15 protein-coding genes and 1 pseudogene are annotated in these 18706 nt (G+C 60.1%); 6 read left to right on the top strand and 10 right to left on the bottom strand.

The window, feature by feature from the left end; all coding sequences use genetic code 11:
- Window positions 1-249 precede the first annotated feature (249 nt).
- Window positions 250-1323: an AI-2E family transporter gene (locus ACSOSP_RS37110; RefSeq protein WP_455313997.1), complete on the bottom strand. Its 1074-nt coding sequence runs from the start codon at window positions 1321-1323 to the stop codon at window positions 250-252.
- A 240-nt stretch (window positions 1324-1563) separates the two neighbouring features.
- On the opposite strand from ACSOSP_RS37110, the gene ACSOSP_RS37105 reads away from it, so the two are divergent.
- Entirely contained in the window at window positions 1564-2079 is a 516-nt protein-coding gene (locus tag ACSOSP_RS37105) for an OmpA family protein (RefSeq protein WP_455313996.1), read from the top strand.
- 9 nt (window positions 2080-2088) lie between these two features.
- On the opposite strand, the gene ACSOSP_RS37100 is transcribed toward ACSOSP_RS37105, so the two are convergent.
- The 3 genes from ACSOSP_RS37100 to ACSOSP_RS37090 form a co-directional block, all read right to left on the bottom strand.
- Window positions 2089-4110: an acetyl/propionyl/methylcrotonyl-CoA carboxylase subunit alpha gene (locus ACSOSP_RS37100; RefSeq protein WP_455313995.1), complete on the bottom strand. Its 2022-nt coding sequence runs from the start codon at window positions 4108-4110 to the stop codon at window positions 2089-2091.
- Window positions 4111-4218: 108 nt separating this feature from the next.
- The gene (locus ACSOSP_RS37095) at window positions 4219-5826 is read right to left on the bottom strand and encodes a carboxyl transferase domain-containing protein (protein ID WP_455313994.1); all 1608 of its coding nucleotides are present in this window, start codon (window positions 5824-5826) and stop codon (window positions 4219-4221) included.
- Between the two features lie 16 nt (window positions 5827-5842).
- Window positions 5843-7024, bottom strand: a complete 1182-nt coding sequence (locus ACSOSP_RS37090; protein ID WP_062088709.1) for an isovaleryl-CoA dehydrogenase — start codon at window positions 7022-7024, stop codon at window positions 5843-5845.
- Between the two features lie 198 nt (window positions 7025-7222).
- On the opposite strand from ACSOSP_RS37090, the gene ACSOSP_RS37085 reads away from it, so the two are divergent.
- Window positions 7223-7948: a TetR/AcrR family transcriptional regulator gene (locus ACSOSP_RS37085; RefSeq protein WP_455313993.1), complete on the top strand. Its 726-nt coding sequence runs from the start codon at window positions 7223-7225 to the stop codon at window positions 7946-7948.
- 44 nt (window positions 7949-7992) lie between these two features.
- On the opposite strand, the gene ACSOSP_RS37080 is transcribed toward ACSOSP_RS37085, so the two are convergent.
- The 3 genes from ACSOSP_RS37080 to ACSOSP_RS37070 form a co-directional block, all read right to left on the bottom strand.
- Window positions 7993-8886: a ferritin-like domain-containing protein gene (locus ACSOSP_RS37080; protein ID WP_455313992.1), complete on the bottom strand. Its 894-nt coding sequence runs from the start codon at window positions 8884-8886 to the stop codon at window positions 7993-7995.
- A 138-nt stretch (window positions 8887-9024) separates the two neighbouring features.
- Complete coding sequence (locus ACSOSP_RS37075; protein WP_455313991.1) at window positions 9025-10467, bottom strand: MFS transporter; 1443 nt, start codon at window positions 10465-10467, stop codon at window positions 9025-9027.
- Between the two features lie 310 nt (window positions 10468-10777).
- Entirely contained in the window at window positions 10778-11476 is a 699-nt protein-coding gene (locus ACSOSP_RS37070; RefSeq protein ID WP_455313990.1) for a TetR/AcrR family transcriptional regulator, read from the bottom strand.
- Window positions 11477-11549: 73 nt separating this feature from the next.
- On the opposite strand from ACSOSP_RS37070, the gene ACSOSP_RS37065 reads away from it, so the two are divergent.
- Window positions 11550-13079 (top strand): MDR family MFS transporter, encoded by a 1530-nt coding sequence (locus tag ACSOSP_RS37065; protein ID WP_455313989.1) that lies wholly within the window; start codon window positions 11550-11552, stop codon window positions 13077-13079.
- A gap of 320 nt (window positions 13080-13399) precedes the next feature.
- On the opposite strand, the gene ACSOSP_RS37060 is transcribed toward ACSOSP_RS37065, so the two are convergent.
- Complete coding sequence (locus ACSOSP_RS37060) at window positions 13400-14020, bottom strand: LysE family translocator (protein ID WP_455315353.1); 621 nt, start codon at window positions 14018-14020, stop codon at window positions 13400-13402.
- A 215-nt stretch (window positions 14021-14235) separates the two neighbouring features.
- On the opposite strand from ACSOSP_RS37060, the pseudogene ACSOSP_RS37055 reads away from it, so the two are divergent.
- The 3 genes and pseudogenes from ACSOSP_RS37055 to ACSOSP_RS37045 all read left to right on the top strand — a co-directional run.
- Window positions 14236-14512 (top strand): annotated as a pseudogene (locus tag ACSOSP_RS37055) (LysR family transcriptional regulator); the annotation flags it as partial.
- A 278-nt stretch (window positions 14513-14790) separates the two neighbouring features.
- Window positions 14791-15582, top strand: a complete 792-nt coding sequence (locus tag ACSOSP_RS37050; RefSeq protein ID WP_455313988.1) for an ABC transporter substrate-binding protein — start codon at window positions 14791-14793, stop codon at window positions 15580-15582.
- 350 nt (window positions 15583-15932) lie between these two features.
- Complete coding sequence (locus ACSOSP_RS37045) at window positions 15933-17048, top strand: succinylglutamate desuccinylase (protein ID WP_455313987.1); 1116 nt, start codon at window positions 15933-15935, stop codon at window positions 17046-17048.
- A 170-nt stretch (window positions 17049-17218) separates the two neighbouring features.
- Here ACSOSP_RS37045 and flhC read toward each other — a convergent pair whose 3' ends face one another.
- Window positions 17219-17878, bottom strand: a complete 660-nt coding sequence (gene flhC / locus ACSOSP_RS37040; RefSeq protein WP_031357173.1) for a flagellar transcriptional regulator FlhC — start codon at window positions 17876-17878, stop codon at window positions 17219-17221.
- A gap of 15 nt (window positions 17879-17893) precedes the next feature.
- Window positions 17894-18211 carry a flagellar transcriptional regulator FlhD gene (gene flhD / locus ACSOSP_RS37035; protein WP_047845882.1) on the bottom strand — a complete coding sequence of 106 codons (318 nt, stop codon included), beginning with the start codon at window positions 18209-18211 and terminating at the stop codon, window positions 17894-17896.
- Window positions 18212-18706: the final 495 nt, after the last annotated feature.

The raw sequence follows: 18706 nt of genomic DNA, 5'->3' as shown, positions 1-18706 counted from the left end.
GTTCAAACATCCGTGGCTCTGGCGAGCACCGTGCTTTTGGGGTGCCAAAAACGCACAAAGTGCACGCAAGGTCAACTTATGAGCCCGCGTTTTGAAAGCGCTTTCTTTGCTTCGTTTCTTTGTCGCTTTGGACAAAGAAATGACGCGCCGTTCCCGCTTACCTCACCAATAGCCTGCGCCAAAGCGTAGTCTTGCCGATGCCGAGCGCCGGAGCGACCTCCTCGAGCATTGCGTACTCACCAGCACTCCTCAATGCACCCACTCCTTCCAAAGCACGACCAGAATCGTCATTAACGCAGGCCCAATAAACAACCCCACCAGCCCGAACGTTTCCGCGCCGCCGAGAATCCCGAACAGAACGAGCAAGAACGGCAACCTGGCCGCGCCGCCGATCAGCACCGGCCGCACAGCGTGCTCAGCGACGAACACCACCACAAACCCGAACACCGCAACACAGACCGCCGCCACCATCGAGCCCTGGGCAAGCAGCCACAATGCCGCGCCGATGAACACAATCGGCGCGCAAAACGGCAGCATCGCGGCGATGGCGGTCAGCATGCCAAGCAACGTGGCATGCGGCACGCCGGTCACGGCATAAGCCACGCCAAGCAACGCGCCCTCACCCAGACCCACCACCACGAGCCCCGTCACCGTGCTGCGAACCGACTCGGCCATACGCCGCGCCAGCGATGCACCATCCGAACCAAACCCGCGCCTCGATGCTTCAAGCAACTGTTCACCGAGTTTCGACCCCGCCTTGAACAGGAAAAACAGCGTGACAAGCATGAAGCCGAAGACAACCAGCCCATGCGCCACGCGACTGCCGAAATGCCGGGTCATGGCGACCACGGTCGCGCTATGAAGGTGTTTCGCCGCGGGCGATGAACCGAGCGGCGTAGCGAGATTCTCCTGCCACCATGCCGATATCTGCGCCGACCCCGCCGGCAGATGGTTGACGAGATCCGGCATGGGAATGCCCGTGCTCAGCGATTCGTGAAACCAGCGCAACAGGTCGTGCGCTTCGGTGCCCGCCTGCGCCGCGACCAGGATAAACGGCACCACGAACACCAGCCCGAGCACGACCGTCAACACCACCGCAAGCCAGGTTCGGCGCTCCTTGAACACCGGCCGCTGCTCGAGCCAGGTCAACAACGGCCACAACGCAATCGCGATCACCGCAGCCCACACCACCGCAGGAATGAAGTCGCGGATCATCCATATCGCCACCGCAACGAGCACCGCGTACAGCAACCCCGACGCGGTTCGTTGCAGACGCCGCGTGCGGTCCTTTTCGTCCGCAGAGGTTTGATCGCGTGGAATCATATAAAACGCCCTGGTTATTTCTTCTTTAAGTGAAAGCCCACAAACCTGCTTCAAACCCAGCCTTACCAAGTCTTCCAGCTGAGTGCCAAGCCTGCATTGTAAGTCGGGCCGCTATCGGCCAGAATCAAGGCCAGAGCGCTTTCAACCGGCTTTCCGAATGTTGTTCTAATTTCACACTTGGCCAATTCCATTTCCCTATAATCGAATTCCTCGCCCCGGCATCCGTTCAAGAGACATGCAGTGAAAGCTATTCAAACAATTGTGAACGCATGTGCAACAACGGCCTTGCTCGCCGGCTGCGCATCCGGCCTGGACCGGTCGAAGGAAGAAGCGCTCAACCAGAAGGTCGGCATCGTCGTCCATCCGGTGCGCGAGGGCGTGGAACTGCGGCTTCAGGAATCAGCGCTATTTGACTTCGACGAAGCCTCCATGCGTCCCGAGAGCATCGCCGTGCTCAATCGTGCAGCCGTGCTGCTCAAGCGCAGCACGCGCCCAATCATGGTCGAGGGACACACGGATAACGTCGGCCCGTTCGACTACAACCAGACACTGTCCACGGCGCGTGCCAATGCCGTGGGCGATGCGCTAGTCGCACGCGGCGTTCCCGCTGCGCGTATCAAGACAAAAGGGATCGCATTCTTGCAACCGATTGCGACCAACGACACGCCCGAAGGGCGTGCGTTGAACCGGCGCGTGGAAATCCTCGTGAAGACGGAAACTGAAGATACCCTGCTGGGTAGTTTGAAAACGAAATAACGCGAGGCGTTATTTCGCCGGCTGCACTTCCATCACCAATAGCTGGGCGCCATCGGTCACCTGATCGCCAACGCTGAACAGGATCTCGCCCACCGTGCCGCCCGCCGGCGCAACAATGGTGTGCTCCATCTTCATGGCTTCCATCACCAGCAGCGGCGCGCCCTTCTCGACCACCGCGCCCGCTTCCACCAGCACGGCGATCACTTTGCCCGGCATCGGCGCCGTCAAGCGGCCCTCGCCATGCTCGGCATCGGCGGCATGCGCCAGCAGGTTCTGCCATTCAAACGCCAGCGACGCGCCGGCGTAGAACACATGGAACACATCGCCGTCGATAAACACTCGCCCCTTGATGCGCTTATCGCCGATCAGCACGACGAACGAATTGGGTTCATCCCCGTGCGACCAGTCGAACGTGAGCGTTTCGCCAAGCAATTCGAGTTGTTTGTTATCGGCGCGGCCTGATGTTGAATCGCGTGTAAAGACGGCCAGGATTTCATCGTCCGAACCCACGAGGCGCCAGTTCAACGCCTGCGTGTAGCCGCCGCTCATGCGCCAATGCGACAACGCATCCCACGGCGACACGCCATGCGCCTCGCCACCTTCACGCGTGAGCAGCGCGGCGCAAGCCAGCGCGAGCGCCTGCGTTTTTGGCACGGTCGATGGAGCGAACAACGTGTCGTGGTGACGTTCGATCAGGCCCGTATCAAGATCGGCTGCCGCGAAGGGAACGCTCACCACAATCCGGTGCAGGAACTCGATATTCGTCGACGGCCCCACCACCTCGCATTCTTTCAACGCCAGCGCCATGCGAAGCAACGCATCGTCACGATCGCGTCCGTGCACGATCAGCTTGGCGATCATCGGATCGTAAAACGGGGTAATGGTGTCGCCTTCGCGCACGCCGCTATCGATGCGCACGTTGCCGTTCAACTGGAATTCGACCGCTTCGGGCAAACTCAAATGCTTCAGCGTACCTGTGGATGGCAAGAACCCGCGCGATGGATTTTCCGCATAGATACGCGCTTCTATCGCGTGGCCGTTCACCTTCAGCTGATCCTGCAACAGTGGCAACGGTTCACCGCTTGCCACGCGGAGTTGCCACTCGACCAGGTCGAGGCCCGTCACCATTTCGGTCACCGGATGTTCAACCTGCAGCCGGGTGTTCATCTCCATGAAATAGAACTGGCCGTCACCGGTCATGATGAATTCGACCGTGCCTGCTCCCACGTAATTCACCGCGCGCGCAGCCGCCACTGCGGCTTCGCCCATGGCTTTACGCACTTCATCGGAGAGGCCGGGAGCGGGCGCTTCTTCCAGCACCTTTTGATGCCGGCGCTGCACTGAACAATCGCGGTCGAAGAGATAAACGGCGTTGTTATGCTGATCCGCGAACACCTGGACTTCCACATGCCGCGGACGCTGCAAATATTTTTCGATCAGCACACGATCATTGCCAAAACTGCTCGCGGCTTCACGTTTGCATGACAACAGCGCCGACGCAAAATCCGCGCTTTTCTCGACCACACGCATGCCCTTGCCGCCGCCGCCCGCACTTGCTTTCAGCAGCACCGGATAGCCGATGCCATCGGCTTGCTCTTGCAGCAACGCGGGGTCCTGACTGTCGCCGTGATAACCCGGCACGAGAGGAACAGACGCCGATTGCATCAGCGCCTTGGCTGCAGCCTTCGATCCCATCGCGGAAATTGCCTCGACCGGCGGCCCGATGAATACCAGCCCGGCCTTCTCGCAAGCCCGCGCAAAGTCTTCATTCTCGGATAGAAACCCGTACCCCGGATGAACGGCTTGCGCACCGGTTTCCAACGCAGCGTTGATGATCTTTTCGATCCGCAGATAACTCTCGGACGCAGCCGCGCCACCTACATGGACGGCTTCATCGCAGACAGCGACGTGCTTCGCCTGGGCGTCGGCGTCCGAATAAACGGCCACGCTGCCCACGCCTAATCGTTTGCAGGTTGCGGCCACGCGGCACGCAATCTCACCGCGATTTGCAATCAGTATTTTGTTGAACATAACGAAGCCTGGAAGGAAGAGGTCAGCCTTTGCATGGGGCAGCACTAAGCGCTGAAGCGCCAAGTGCTGGGCCGTCCGCGAAGCATGGGGCAGCACGGAGTGCTGCCGTCACATCCTGAACACACCGAAACGCGTGTCCTCGATAGGCGCATTCATGCAAGCCGCCAGCCCAAGCCCGAGCACATCGCGGGTCTGCGCGGGATCGATCACACCATCGTCCCACAGGCGTGCGCTTGCATAATACGGATGCCCCTGTACTTCGTACTGCTCGCGAATCGGCGACTTGAAAGCCTCCTCTTCTTCCTTCGACCACGTACCGCCCTTACCTTCTATGCCGTCGCGGCGCACGGTCGCGAGCACGGACGCGGCCTGCTCGCCACCCATCACGGAGATGCGCGCGTTCGGCCACATCCAGAGGAAACGCGGCGAATACGCCCGGCCGCACATGCCGTAATTTCCCGCACCAAATGAGCCGCCGATAATCACCGTGAACTTCGGCACCTTCGCTGTTGCAACGGCCGTCACCATCTTTGCGCCATTGCGCGCAATGCCTTCGTTTTCGTACTTTCGCCCGACCATGAAACCCGTGATGTTCTGCAGGAACACCAGCGGAATCTTGCGCTGGCAGCACAGTTCAATGAAGTGCGTGCCCTTTAACGCCGACTCCGAAAAGAGGATGCCGTTGTTCGCAATGATCCCGACCGGATGCCCCCAGATATGCGCAAATCCGCACACGAGCGTCGTGCCGTAGCGGGCTTTGAATTCATCGAAGGCGGAGTCATCGACAATGCGCGCAATCACTTCGCGGATGTCGAACGGCTTGCGGGTGTCTACCGGAATCACGCCATACATGCTGTGTGGATCGTGACGCGGCGGCAGCGGTTCTTTGAGCGCCACCGGCGAGACCTTGACGCGATTCAGGTTGCCCACAATGCTGCGCGCAATCCCCAGCGCGTGCGCATCATTTTGAGCGAGGTGATCGACCACACCTGACAGCCGCGTATGTACGTCACCACCGCCCAGGTCTTCGGCGCTGACCTCTTCGCCGGTTGCCGCTTTCACCAGCGGCGGACCGCCCAGGAAAATCGTGCCCTGGTTCTTCACGATGATCGATTCATCGCTCATCGCCGGCACATAGGCGCCGCCCGCGGTGCACGAACCCATCACCACGGCGATCTGCGAAATGCCCTTCGCGGACATGTTCGCCTGGTTATAAAAAATGCGGCCGAAGTGATCACGGTCGGGGAATACATCGTCCTGATTGGGCAGATTCGCGCCGCCCGAATCGACGAGATACACGCACGGCAAGCGGTTCTCTTCCGCGATCTCCTGCGCCCGAAGATGCTTCTTCACCGTCACCGGATAGTACGTGCCGCCCTTCACGGTTGCGTCGTTGCAGACGATCACGCACTCCTGCCCCGCAATCCTGCCGATGCCCGTAATCACGCCGGCGCCGGGGGCGTCGTCGTTGTACATGCCGTATGCGGCCAGTTGCGACAACTCGAGGAACGGCGTGCCCGGATCAAGCAATTGCGCGATCCGGTCGCGCGGCAACAGTTTGCCGCGTGACACGTGTTTGTCGCGGGCAGCTTGTCCGCCGCCCAAGGCGATCTTCTCGACCTTCTCTTTCAGGTCCGCGACGAGCGCTTCAAGCGCCGCCGCGTTCGCGCGGAATTCGTCGCTGCGTGGATTCAGTTTCGATTCGATGATCGGCATAAGTTTGTCCGCTCGCTCAAGCTGTTTCAGCGAACAGTTCGCGGCCGATCAACATGCGGCGAATTTCACTGGTTCCCGCACCGATCTCATACAGCTTCGCGTCGCGCCACAAACGGCCCACCGGATACTCGTTGATATAGCCATTGCCACCCAGGATCTGGATCGCTTCGCCGGCCATCCACGTCGCCTTTTCAGCCGTGTAGAGAATCACGCCCGCGCAATCCTTGCGGACCTGGCGGCCATGACCGGCGCCAAGCGTATCGAGTTGACGGCCCACCGCGTAGAGATACGCGCGGCATGCCTGCAAGGTCGTATAAAGATCGGCGACCTTGCCCTGAATCAGCTGGAATTCGCCGATCGCCTGACCGAACTGCTTGCGGTCGTGGATGTACGGCACGACCGCATCCATGCACGCGACCATGATGCCCGTCGGGCCGCCCGCGAGCACCGCACGTTCGTAGTCAAGGCCGCTCATCAACACTTTCACGCCGCCGTTCAAAGCCCCAAGGATATTTTCCTTGGGCACTTCAACGTTCTCGAACACGAGTTCGCCGGTATGCGAGCCGCGCATGCCGAGCTTGTCGAGCTTCTGCGCGACGGAGAAACCCTTCATGCCCTTCTCGACGATAAAAGCCGTGATGCCCTTCGCATTGGCCTCGATATCCGTCTTCGCATAGACCACGAGCGTGTCGCAATCCGGCCCGTTGGTGATCCACATCTTCGTGCCGTTGAGCACGTAGTGATCGCCTTTTTCATCAGCACGAAGCTTCATGCTGACCACGTCCGATCCGGCGTTCGGCTCGCTCATTGCGAGCGCGCCAATGTGTTCGCCCGATACCAGCCCCGGCAAATATTTGCGCTTCTGCGCCTCGGTGCCGTTGCGATGAATCTGGTTCACGCACAAGTTGGAGTGCGCGCCATACGACAAGCCCACCGACGCCGACGCCCGCGAAATCTCTTCCATGGCGACCATGTGCGCCGTATAGCCCATGTTGGCGCCGCCGTACTCTTCGGACACCGTCATGCCGAGCACGCCCAGGTCGCCGAATTTCTTCCAGAGGTCCATCGGGAACTGATCGGTTTTATCGATTTCAGCCGCGCGCGGCGCAATCTCCTTCGCAGCGAAATTGGCGAGCGAGTCGCGCAACATGTCGATGTCTTCGCCCAGGGCGAAATTCAGACCGGGTACGTCGTTCATGCGGGTCTCCTTGTTCGGTGGTTCGGCTCGAGGTCGGCAGCGTGGTGCTTGCAGGATCAAACGATCGACTCAAATTATGAGTCTCACTCACATTCGGTAATTTCCATTATGGACGGCAGTTTCACGCCAAATACCACTTCCCGTCAATAGGGATTTGAGCTACGCTCACATCTGGTTAATCATCGCGCCCGCCTTTCCATGTCCTCCACCCTTGTTACCGGAAATCGCCGCACGCCTGCCGGCGTGAAGTCGCAGCAGCGCGTGAAGGACATTCTTCAGGCCGGCCGGGACGTCTTCGCCGAGAAAGGCTACGACGCCGCCACCAGCGCCGAAATCGCCCAGCGCGCCGGGATTTCAGAGGCAACCGTGTTCAGCTATTTCAGCGGCAAGCGGGAGTTGTGCGCGCGGGTGATCGCGGATTGGTATGACGAGATCATCGACGCATTCGAATCCGGACTGCCCCGCGACGGCAGCGTGCGCCAGCAGTTTGCGTTTATCGTGAGGACGCATTTGCGGCTGATGCTGGTGAACGGGACGGGCTTGTGTGCGCTGGTTTTATCGGAAGGGCGGACGAAACATCATGATCTCAGCGACACCCTCACCGACCTTCAACGCCGCTATACCGCGCCGCTCATGAACGTCCTGGCTCAAGGCCAGACGGTGGGTCAGGTGCGCGCCGACTTGCCGTTGCGGTTGATGCGTTCACTGGTCTTCGGACCGATGGAACACGTGCTGTGGGACGCGACGCTCGCGAAGCGCCATCTGAGTCAGGCTCAGATCGATACGACTGCCGATGAACTCATCGAGGTGCTGTGGACCGCGCTACAACCGCCCGCTGCCAGCCTGACCGCGCTTGCGCAGTTCAGACAGGACGTGGAGGAGGCATCGCGGCGCTTCGACGAAGCGGCAAGCCGGGAGAAGTGAGATTGCGGACACTCGCGGACGCGAGGCGGGCAGACAGTTAGTTGCTATTTAATGAACCGTCGCGCGATCCGGGCGAGCCGGGGCACGGTCACCGGCCGTAAAAGACGGGCGTCGTAACCGCCCATGCGGCGTTCGTTTTCGGTCAGGCACAAATCGATCAGCGCCTTCGCCGATACCCCGCCGCCCACCGAATCACCCACATTTGCGGGGAAATTCATGTCCTGCGCGGCGCCGCTGGTGTCGATGCCACGAGCAAGCGAGATGCGATCCCGGATCAGCGAGAACCATACGCTCGCGGTCTTCATGAAGAACCAGGGCCGCCGGTACCACGGCAAACTGCGCCGGTACCACGCCGCCCAGTTTGCAAAGAACAGGATATGGCGAGCCTCTTCCTGGATCACCGGCTCGAAGGTCTCGACCAGTTCTTCGGGAAAATAACCCGACTGGCGCGCGGCTTCGAATAAGCCAAAGGCAAAGAAACTATCGATACATTCGCTGTAACCCGTGAGCATCCACGCGCGCAATGCGTCCTTCGGGGCGGGATACGGCGGTTCGGGCGCGAGTTCGATGCCATATGCCTGGACCAGCCGCGACAGCACGATCTTGTGGCGCGCCTCTTCAGCGCCGTTCATCGTGACGGCTTCGTGCAGCAACGGATCGTCAATGCTGGCCGCATAGGTCGACACGCGAATCGACGCGCGGCCTTCGGTCTGCACCGCAATATCCCAGATAGGCAGCGACGTGACGCGCTTGAGCACAGCGGGCGCGAGCATCGGCCAGTCGATGACCGCGGGCTTGTAGGGGTTGTGGGTGGTGAGCAGCATCTCGCAGAACATGCGTTGATGTTGTGCGGAGCCAATCTTGATCCGGCCGGTGGATCGATACGTCCAGTGACGCATCGCGTGGTCGGCTTCGGCAGGCGTGAGCGTGTCGGACATGGCGTAACGGGAGAGCAAATCGCGTTATGCGGATTCTGGCATAACGCGCGCGCTTTTGCCGCCATGGTCCGGTCATGCGCGCGAGCCCATATAGCGTCCTATTGCGACGAGATTTCACTCGGCGGCGTGATCAAGATCTCAATGCGAAATTTGTTCCAGCGCCAGGTCCCGCGTCTTCGGCCCCATCAATCCGATAGCCAGCATCACCACCGCCATCGCGCCGGCGATAAACATAAAGACCCCGGTCGTGCCGAAAGCCTTCAACACGCCCGCGATGAAGAACGACGTGAAAATGGCCGAAAAGCGGCTCCACGAATACACGAAACCGACCGCGCGCGCACGAATGCTGGTGGGGAAAAGCTCGGTCTGATACGCGTGGAAGCTATACGACATGATGTTGCTCGCGAGCGTCAGCCCCACGCCCATGCAAACCAGCAGCGCCGCGCCCGAGACCTGGCTGAACACCAGACCGCAGACCACGATCGCACCCGCCATCACGACAATGACGCTCTTGCGCTCGAATTTATCGGCGATGAACAAGCCGATGATCGGTCCGACCGGTGCGGCAATGGCAATGATCGTCGAGTACATCAGGCTGGTCGTGATCGTGATGCCCTGATGAATGAGCAGCGTCGGCACCCAGTTGGCGAAGCCATAGAAACCGACCGTCTGGAATACGTTGAAGATGATCATCATGGTCGCGCGCTTGCCGTACGGCGCGACCCACATGTCGCTGAACGATCCCCGCGTGCTGACCGGTTCAGGCGCGGCCGGCGGCGGCAACGGCCTGCCATATTCTTTCTCGACCTTCGCTTCCAGCGCCGTCATCACCGCGTCCGCTTCCGCGAGCCGCCCTTTTTGCGCCAGCCAGCGCGGGCTTTCCGGCAACGCCCGGCGGATGAACCACACGAACAGCGCGCCATGCGCACCGATCAATACGACCCAGCGCCAGCCATCAAAACCGAAGGGCTTGCTCGGCACCAGCGCGTATGAGAGGAATGCGACTACCGGCACGGCCGCGAAACCGACCGCTTGCTCACACGCGAAGGCGCGTCCTCGAATGTGTTTCGGAACCAGCTCGGAGATGTACGTCCCGATCGTTACCAGCTCCACGCCAATTCCCAGCCCTGCCATGAAGCGCCAGAAGTTGAGACCGCCGGCCGTGTCCTGGAACGCCATGATCACGTTCGCGGCCGTGTACCAGAGCAGCGAGTAAGTGAAGATGGCGCGACGCCCGAAACGATCGGCGAGGAAACCGCAAGCAATCGTGCCGATGAACAAGCCGAGAAACAGCGACGCGATGAAACTTGCGACGCCCGTCAAACCGAATAGCCCGACGGTCGTGGACGTGAGAATGCCGCTCTTGACCAGTCCCGGCGCGACGTAGCCGGAGTACAGCAAGTCGTAGAGTTCAAAGAAGAAGCCGAGGCTCAACAAGATGACGAGTATCCACATCGAGCGGGTCGCCGGCAGGCGATCGAGCCGCGCGGAAATCGTGCCTGCGCTTAATGAGTCCGATACCGAACCCGATGCATGGTCATGGCCAGATCGGGAAAGAGCCAGGTCCTGAGCGGTTGTCATCGATTTATGTCCCCTGTCGTAGCCTGTTGGTGGCCTGTTGGCGGCCTGTTTTTCTGCCGGCGACGCGCCCTTTTGTCGAGCGGCCGGGCAGCTTGCCCGGCGCGCATTTTAACGGCGTATCCGCAAATTTGTTACAGGCATCGGAACAATCTTCGCGATCGTCTCCAGGACGGGGAGCTCAGGCGGGTGCTGGAACGGCTATGGCCCGATGCGGCCAAACAGCGTGATGGATTCGCTGTCCGAATGCACCATGCGCCCGTCGCGGCCCCCACTTGGGCGCGATGTCCGGAGCGCCCTCTGCCCGCAGCGCTCACGTAGGCCCGATGCCTTGCATCAGCAGCGCCACCGCGTGCCGTGCGATCTGGTCGCGCCTGGGAGCATGCCCGCCACTCTCCTCGGCCCACGTAAAAGTCACCGCCAGCGGCAACACCGTCAGTCCGAAAACCGACACGAACAGCAGCGACGGCTCCAGGTGCGGGTTGAGCTTGCCCTCCTTCTGCCATTGCGCGATGCGTGCAATCGATGCCTTCTTATTAGCATCGCCGAAACGCTCGGCAATACGCTGGCGCAGCAACCCGCCTTCGCTGATGACTTCGCGAACCCACAGCGTTGCAAACCACGGATACCGCTCGCACACCGCGATCAGACCCTCGGCGAATGCGCGCAACGCTTCCGCCGGTTCCGCGTCCGAGTCAGCGAACGCGCGGCCAAGTTCGGCGCGCAACGGCACGAATCGCTCATCGATCAACACGTCCAGCAGTTGATCGCGCGTCTTGAAGTAGTAATGGACCATGGCCGGCGTCACGCCCGCCTCGCGCGCAATCGCGCCGAGCGTGGTCTCCATGATTCCCCGGCGGGCAAACAGAACCAGCGCGACGTCCAGCAGGAGCGCCCGCGGTTCGCCGTGGTGCGTGCCGGTCGGCCTCCCAGGTCGGCGCCCGGTCTTGGACGGCTCAGCGGGGACGGCAGTTTCGGAATGTTCGGAAGGATCGGTTACATCTTTAGTCATAGTCGCAATTGACCCCGGGATTAGCGTCGCCTAATATTAACTCCAACATTAATTAATCTCATCGAGCGGCTGAATGGAATCCCTGCAACCCTCTGTCGCACCCCCTGGCGCGTCTTCCGTCCCGCTTCCCGTCATTGAAGAGCGGCCTCCAATCCGGCTGCTCTTCACGGCGCTGCTGCTTGTCATGCTGCTCGGCGCGCTCGACCAGACCATCGTTTCCACCGCGCTCCCCACCATCGTGGGCGAGCTGGGCGGGCTCGAAAGCCTGTCGTGGGTGGTGACGTCCTATCTGCTGACATCGACTATCGTGGTGCCGCTGTACGGAAAATTCGGCGATCTGTTCGGCCGCAAAGTCGTCATTCAGGCATCGATCCTCATTTTTCTCGCCGGCTCCGTCCTGTGCGGCGTCGCGCAGGACATGACCCAGTTGATCGTGTTGCGCGCATTGCAGGGGCTCGGCGGCGGCGGTCTGATGGTCGTGACCATGGCCGCCATTGCCGACGTCATTCCGCCCGCCGAACGCGGCCGCTACCAGGGCTTGTTCGGCGGCGTGTTCGGACTCGCCACGGTCGTCGGGCCGCTGCTGGGCGGGTTTATCGTCGAGCATTTGTCATGGCGCTGGATTTTCTATATCAACGTGCCGCTGGGCGTGCTCGCGCTGATCGTGATCGGACTCGTGTTCAAACCGCACGTGGCGCATGTAAAACATAAAATCGATTACATGGGCGCCGCGTTTTTAGCCGCATCGCTCACTTGTATCATCCTTTTCACCAGCCAGGGCGGCACGTTGCTGCCGTGGAGTTCGCCGCAGCTATGGTTCACGCTCGCGCTCGGATTCATTACGCTGGGCGGTTTTATCTACGAAGAACGGCTCGCCGATGAACCCATCATGCCGCTCGAGCTATTCAGGGAGCGCACGTTCGTGCTGAGCGGGCTGATCGGTTTCATCATCGGATTCTCGCTGTTCGGCGCAATCACGTTCCTGCCGCTGTATCTGCAAGTGGCGAAGGGTTCAACGCCATCGCAAGCCGGCCTGCAAGTCTTGCCGATGATGGCCGGCATCCTGTCCACCTCCATCATCAGCGGCCGCCTGATCAGCCGAATCGGCAAATATCGCTGGTTCCCGATCTGCGGGACCGCGATCGTGGCCTGCGGCATGTTCCTGTTGTCCACGCTGCAACTCGATACCCCGCTTCACACCATGTACCTGTTCATGCTGCTGCTTGGACTTGGACTCGGCATGGTCATGCAGGTGCTGGTGCTCGCGGTGCAGAATGCGGTGCCGTTCAAGAATATCGGCGTGGCAACATCTGGCGCGACGCTGTTCCGGTCGATCGGCGGCTCGGTGGGCGTCGCCACGTTCGGCGCCATCTTTACGAACGGTCTGCACTCCCGTCTGGCAGAGACCATGCCGCCCGCGACGGAGTTACCCCAATCGATGGGGCCAACGATGGTCCAGCATCTTCCCGCCGCCATCCGCGATATCTATCTCAACGCGTTCTCGGGATCGATGCACGTGGTGTTTCTCGTGGCCGGCGCGGTCGTGCTGCTCGCGTTCGCATTGTCCTGGCTCATGCAGGACCAGCCGCTTCGCAGCAAGTGAGGGCAGGGAAATGAAGTCCGTCAGCGGCGCTTTGGTTTAAGCTGACGCACTTTAACTTTGGAACGTCCGCGCAATGAAGCTTACGCACGTAGTGATCGCCTCGACCCTCAGCGCTTTTGCCTTTATCTCGACAGCCGCATTGGCGGACACTTATCACTTCGGCGAGGGACAGTCGTCCATGTCCGGAAATGGCAGCGCTTCCCGACATGCACCGCCCAAACATAAAAAGCACAAGACGAGCCGACGTGCCGCCGACAACGGTACGCGCTCGCAGCCTTAAACCACCAGCGTCAGTAGCGCCCGTCCCCGTCGCACGCGTTTCAGCGCGTCAATAGCTGGCGAATGCCCAGCGCCACGATCAACCCGCCGCAGACTCGGTCGATCCATGCCCGGTACCCGCGGTAGCCCGACGCAATCCCCGCGTGTGACAGGACGAGTGCGACGAAGCCGTACCAAGTCGTTGCGACCAGAGCGACCATCGCAAGCATTGCAATGAAGGTGACCGGCGACATATGCGCGGGCGTGGCGGAAGCGAAAATGGCGGCGAAAAACGCCACCGACTTCGGGTTCGTGATGTTGGTCGCGAAGCCTTGCACGAACGCCTTGCGCAATCCGCCAGTCACGCTCGCCCGGGCCATGCCCGTCTCGCCGGCTCGCGCCTTGACGATCAGCCGGCAGCCGAACCACATGAGATACGCCGCGCCGCCAATCTTGACGACCAGCGCCATCCACGGGAACGCGGCGAACACAATCCCCACACCAAGAATGGCGCAGGTCGCCCAGAACAGGCTGACCAGGACGATGCCCGCGACGACCGCCAGGGCCTCGGAGCGTGTCGACGAAGCCGCCTTGTGCGCAACCGCGACAAAGTTCGGCCCGGGAATAACCACGCCTGCAATGTAGACAGACAAAACTGCCAGGACTGCGGATGAATCGACCACGCCGTCGCTCCCTCGATGATCGACGCGCGGGAAGACGGCGCCGGAGAATGCATTATCGGCGAGGTTTTTATTTCGACGGCGAAAACCCTGCGCCGATGATCGGCTTTCGTGCAGCAATCCGTCCGTCGGCCGTGTCGTCATGGCTGGGGCGCTGAAGCGTCACTCATTTCACGATAGCATCGACTCCAATCGATTAATGACTGGGGAGCATGCTCATGAGCTTCGACGAACGGATGTCGAACGGCATGGGCGTATTGAGTGTGATCGTCGACAGCGGCAGTTTTGCAGCGGCGAGCGAAGCGCCGGACATGTCGCAATCGGGCGTAAGCCGTTCCGTGGCACGGCTCGAAGCCCGGCTGGGGATCCCGCTATTCGACCGCACTACCCGCTCAGTCGAGCTCACCGACGAAAGGCGGCGTTCCTACGAGCAGATCCGTGCCGCTGCTCGGCGGTCATGACAAGATTGAACAAGAAGCCGGCATCGGAGTTACACATCGGACTTACACATGAACTTACAATCGCGTTGCACAAATATTGTTTCATTTGCTTGTGCAAGCCGAAGTGCCCGGCCGCACAAGGGTTGCAAGATTAGCTATCGGGACTTTCACCAACTCCCTTATTTTTTTGGCTTGGTAACCTGCTGCGGTTCTATGGCGGACACAATCCGCGGAATGTAAGCTGTCCGGCGCCGAGGGGCCTCACGCCGGACGAACCCGGATACTCACCTATCGCCTTTCCGGGATGTACTGACCACCTTTGGAGTAAAAACAGTGAAAAAACTGCTCGCGGCTTTGACGATTTCCTTGCTCGCCGTCACATCGATCACCTCCGTCACCGCCAATGCGAAGGATTACTCGACCATCCGTTTCGGCGTCGACGCCTCTTATGCCCCGTTCGAATCGAAAGGTCCGGATGGCAAGCTGGTGGGCTTCGATATCGACCTCGGCAATGAAATCTGCGCACGCCTGCATGCGAAGTGCGTATGGGTGGAAAACGATTTCGACGGCATGATCCCGGCCTTGAAGGCGAAGAAGTTCGACGGCGTGCTGTCGTCGATGTCCATGACGCCGCAACGCGCCGAACAGATTGCGTTCTCGAGCAAGCTGTTCAACACGCCGACGCGCCTGATCGCCAAGAAGGGCAGCGGCATCCTGCCGACACCTGAAGGCCTGAAGGGCAAGACGGTGGGCGTGGAACAAGGCACGATCCAGGAAACCTACGCCAAGACCTATTGGGCGCCGAAGGGTGTAACGGTTACGCCGTACCAGAACCAGGACGGCGTCTACGCCGACTTGCAAGCTGGACGCCTGGATGCAGCGCTGCAAGATGCCGTGCAAGCTGACGTCGGCTTCCTGAAGACGCCGCGCGGCACGGGTTACGAGTTCGTGGGCAAGGATCTGGTCGATCCGACCATTCTCGGCAACGGCGCGGGTATCGGCCTGCGCAAGGAAGACACCGACCTGAAGGCACAGATCGACAAGGCAATCGCCTCGATCATCAAGGACGGTACGTACAAGAAGCTCGAGAAGAAGTACTTCACCTTCGACGTGTACGGCAGCTAAGCAGTCCCCAAGCCTTACTTAAGTCCGGAACGTGTTCCGGGCATCGCTTGAGCGCTTAAGAAAACGGGCTCCGTGTTTCAACGCGGAGCCCGTTTTGTTTTCGGCGCCTTGCCTCGTCTTTTGGGCGCGTCTCCCCCGCGTCTTTTGCGCCCGGAGCGGCAAAACCGCCGTTTTCAGCTAAGATCGAATGTCCTGAGCAAGACGCACCGCGGGCAATTGCCGGGTGCTAACCGGTGCGGCCGGAGCGCAGCAATCCGGCGTCCGCCGCGACCGCTCCGCCCAACTCTCCCGAACACGCCGACACTTTTCCCAAGCGCGACGCGTTTGAAGCGCGCCGTGCACCGACAATCATGCAAACCAAAACGCACACCCTCATATCGCCGTCGCTCGGCACCTCCCGCACCATCCTGAGTTTTCACTACGGCCCGGGCGGCGGCGAAAAGATCTATATCCAGTCCTCGCTGCATGCCGACGAACTTCCCGGCATGCTGGTCGCGTGGCGTCTGCGGCGCCAGTTGGCCGAGTTCGAAGCGGCCGGCAAGCTGCGCGGCGAAGTGGTGATCGTGCCGGTATCGAACCCGATCGGGTTGAACCAGAACATGCATGGCACGCTGCTCGGGCGTTTCGAGCTGAACAGCGGCCACAACTTCAACCGCAATTTCCACGACCTCGCCGCGCTGATCGCGCCGCGCATCGAAGGCCGGCTGTCCGGGGATATCGATGCGAACAAGCTTGCCGTGCGCCGCGCGATGCGCGAAGCGCTGGACGAGCAAAAACCGCAAACCGAGCTCGAATCGCAGCGCCTTGCGTTGCAGAAGCTCTCTTATGACGCCGATGTCGTGCTTGACCTGCATTGCGACCTCGACGCAGCTCTGCACCTCTACACCAACCCGGATATCTGGGACGAAGTCGAGCCGCTTGCGCGCTACCTGGATTCGAAGGCGTCGCTGCTGGCGCTGAATTCGGTAGGTAACCCGTTCGACGAGATCCACAGCTTCTGCTGGTCGGACCTGCGAGCCAAGTTTGGCCATCGCTTCCCGGTGCCGAACGGCGGCATTTCGGTGACGGTGGAACTGCGCAGCCAGCACGACGTATCGTATGAATTCGCCGATGCCGACGCGCAGGGCATCATCAATTACCTGATTCATCGCGGCGTAATCGACGCGAGCGCGCCCGCCATGCCGGCGCTTGCCTATCCGGCGACGCCGCTTGCGGGCGCCGAGCCGATTGTGGCTCCGTTAAGCGGCGTGCTGGTGTTTCGCACGAAGGTCGGTGAACTGGTCAAGGCCGGCGATGCCATTGCCGATGTGGTCGATCCGCTGACCGACACCGTGACGCCCTTGAACTGCACGACCAGCGGCATGTTGTACGCGCGGCAGATTGCACGGTTTGCCACCGCGGGGATGGAAGTGGCCCGGGTCGCGAGTGCTACTGCTTATAGAACAGGGTCGTTATTGTCGGCCTAGGGTGCAGGGAGCTTGGGCGCAAAACCCAAAGCCCCAAAAAGCGAAGGGCTACCAACTTCGGTAGCCCAGGAAAATCCAACATAACACCCCTTTAAACCTTAAAAAACAGCAGCGGGTCCTGCAGCCACCCCATCGAATGATGGTCCTCGGGGCCACCGGTCCGCTGCCGCCTAAGCAGCCTGTGCAATCAGGCTTTCTGTGCGCGGCTGTAACATCGCCGCGTGTTCGAGCACCGTCGGTTCCGGCACTTCGTTAGTCGATACCAAACTCAACTCCACCAGCGCGGTCTCGAGGCTCGCCTGACGGGCGGCTGCCGCTTTCTTGGTCTTCCCCGCGCGTGACGGCGGCTGGCAGGCCCCGCACACCACGTTTTCTTGCAAATCATGTTTGTGCGCGATGAACTTTCCCGTGCAGCGGCAGCATTTCGTGAGCTGCAGCATGCCCGCATCGAAAAAGCGCACAAGGGTCCAGGCCCGCGTCAGATCAAGTACAGCCTCGACTTCGCTATTCCTGCAATGTTCGAGATACAGCCGATACCCCTTCGTCAGGGCATCGAGGTGCGAGCAAGCTGCTTCTTTCTTCAGGAACACATACGTGTTGTAGAAGAGCGAAGCATGGATGTTCGCGAGCCACGTCATATACCAGTCAGCCGAGAAAGGCAGCATGCCCTTCGGCGGCGATACGCCCTTCACCTCGCGATACAACCGGATCATCCGGTCACGCGACAGTGTCAGTTCACTTTCGAGCACCTGCATCCGCGCGCCGAGCTCGATCAACGCGATCGCGCGGAAAACTTCTTGTGCATCTTCTGTGAGGCTCTTCTTAAGCATGGCGGGCTCCCGTGCTTAGAGAAACTGTTCTGCTGGCTGGCCGGCCAGCAAGATGGCTGCGTGCGTCGGCGCAATATCCGCATGCTTCGCGGGCGACGTCAGAGCGGCCAGCATGGTGTGATCGTTAAAACGGAAAAAACACAGCAACTGGTCAGAAGCCGCCAGTTTGACAACCTGCGCGAGCGTCAGCCCGGACAGAAGGTCGGCGAGTTCCTTAGACAAACCCAGTCGAAACATCCCGATGGCGCGGTCCTCTCGCAGCATGCGCTGCGCGAGCATGATGTACGACAAGTTGATTTCTCGAATCGAGTCCAGCGTTTCGCGACCGTTCATGATTTTCCTGCGTTCGATATAAACCCCGAGTACCCTGCCGGCATTTTTTGCCAGCTATCTTTTTTGCCTAGCCAAACGTTTGTTTTGTCGGGCTACGTTTAAACTTTGTTTCAGTGAGTTACATCTTGTAACAACACTGTGAAACGGATTGTAAGTACGACGCAGCGGGAAATCAAGAACATCTCAATAATAAATTTCCATAAAACAACAAAGAGAAACGGTAATTTTTTCCTAACTTTGTAACAGGAAAGTGTGACCGGTTTTTGACGGCCATTTTGCGGCGAAATGGAGAGCGCCAATTGCCAGAGGGTTTGCTTGACGATTGATTTTGTTAGGGAAAAAACGGATGAGGCGGATAGCCCGTTGACACGTCCGATGAATTAACCGGATTGCGAGGAATGGCGAAGTTGTAACAGCCTTCTAACAAGCTCGCCGGAATGCGGCGGAGGAAAACCCTTGGATAAAAACTGTCAGCGGGCTTTCATTTTCAATGCA

It is taken from the genome of Caballeronia sp. KNU42 (genome assembly GCF_053760385.1).
The sequence above is the reverse complement of the archived record's forward strand: the minus strand, read 5'-3'. Positions and strand labels throughout refer to the sequence as shown.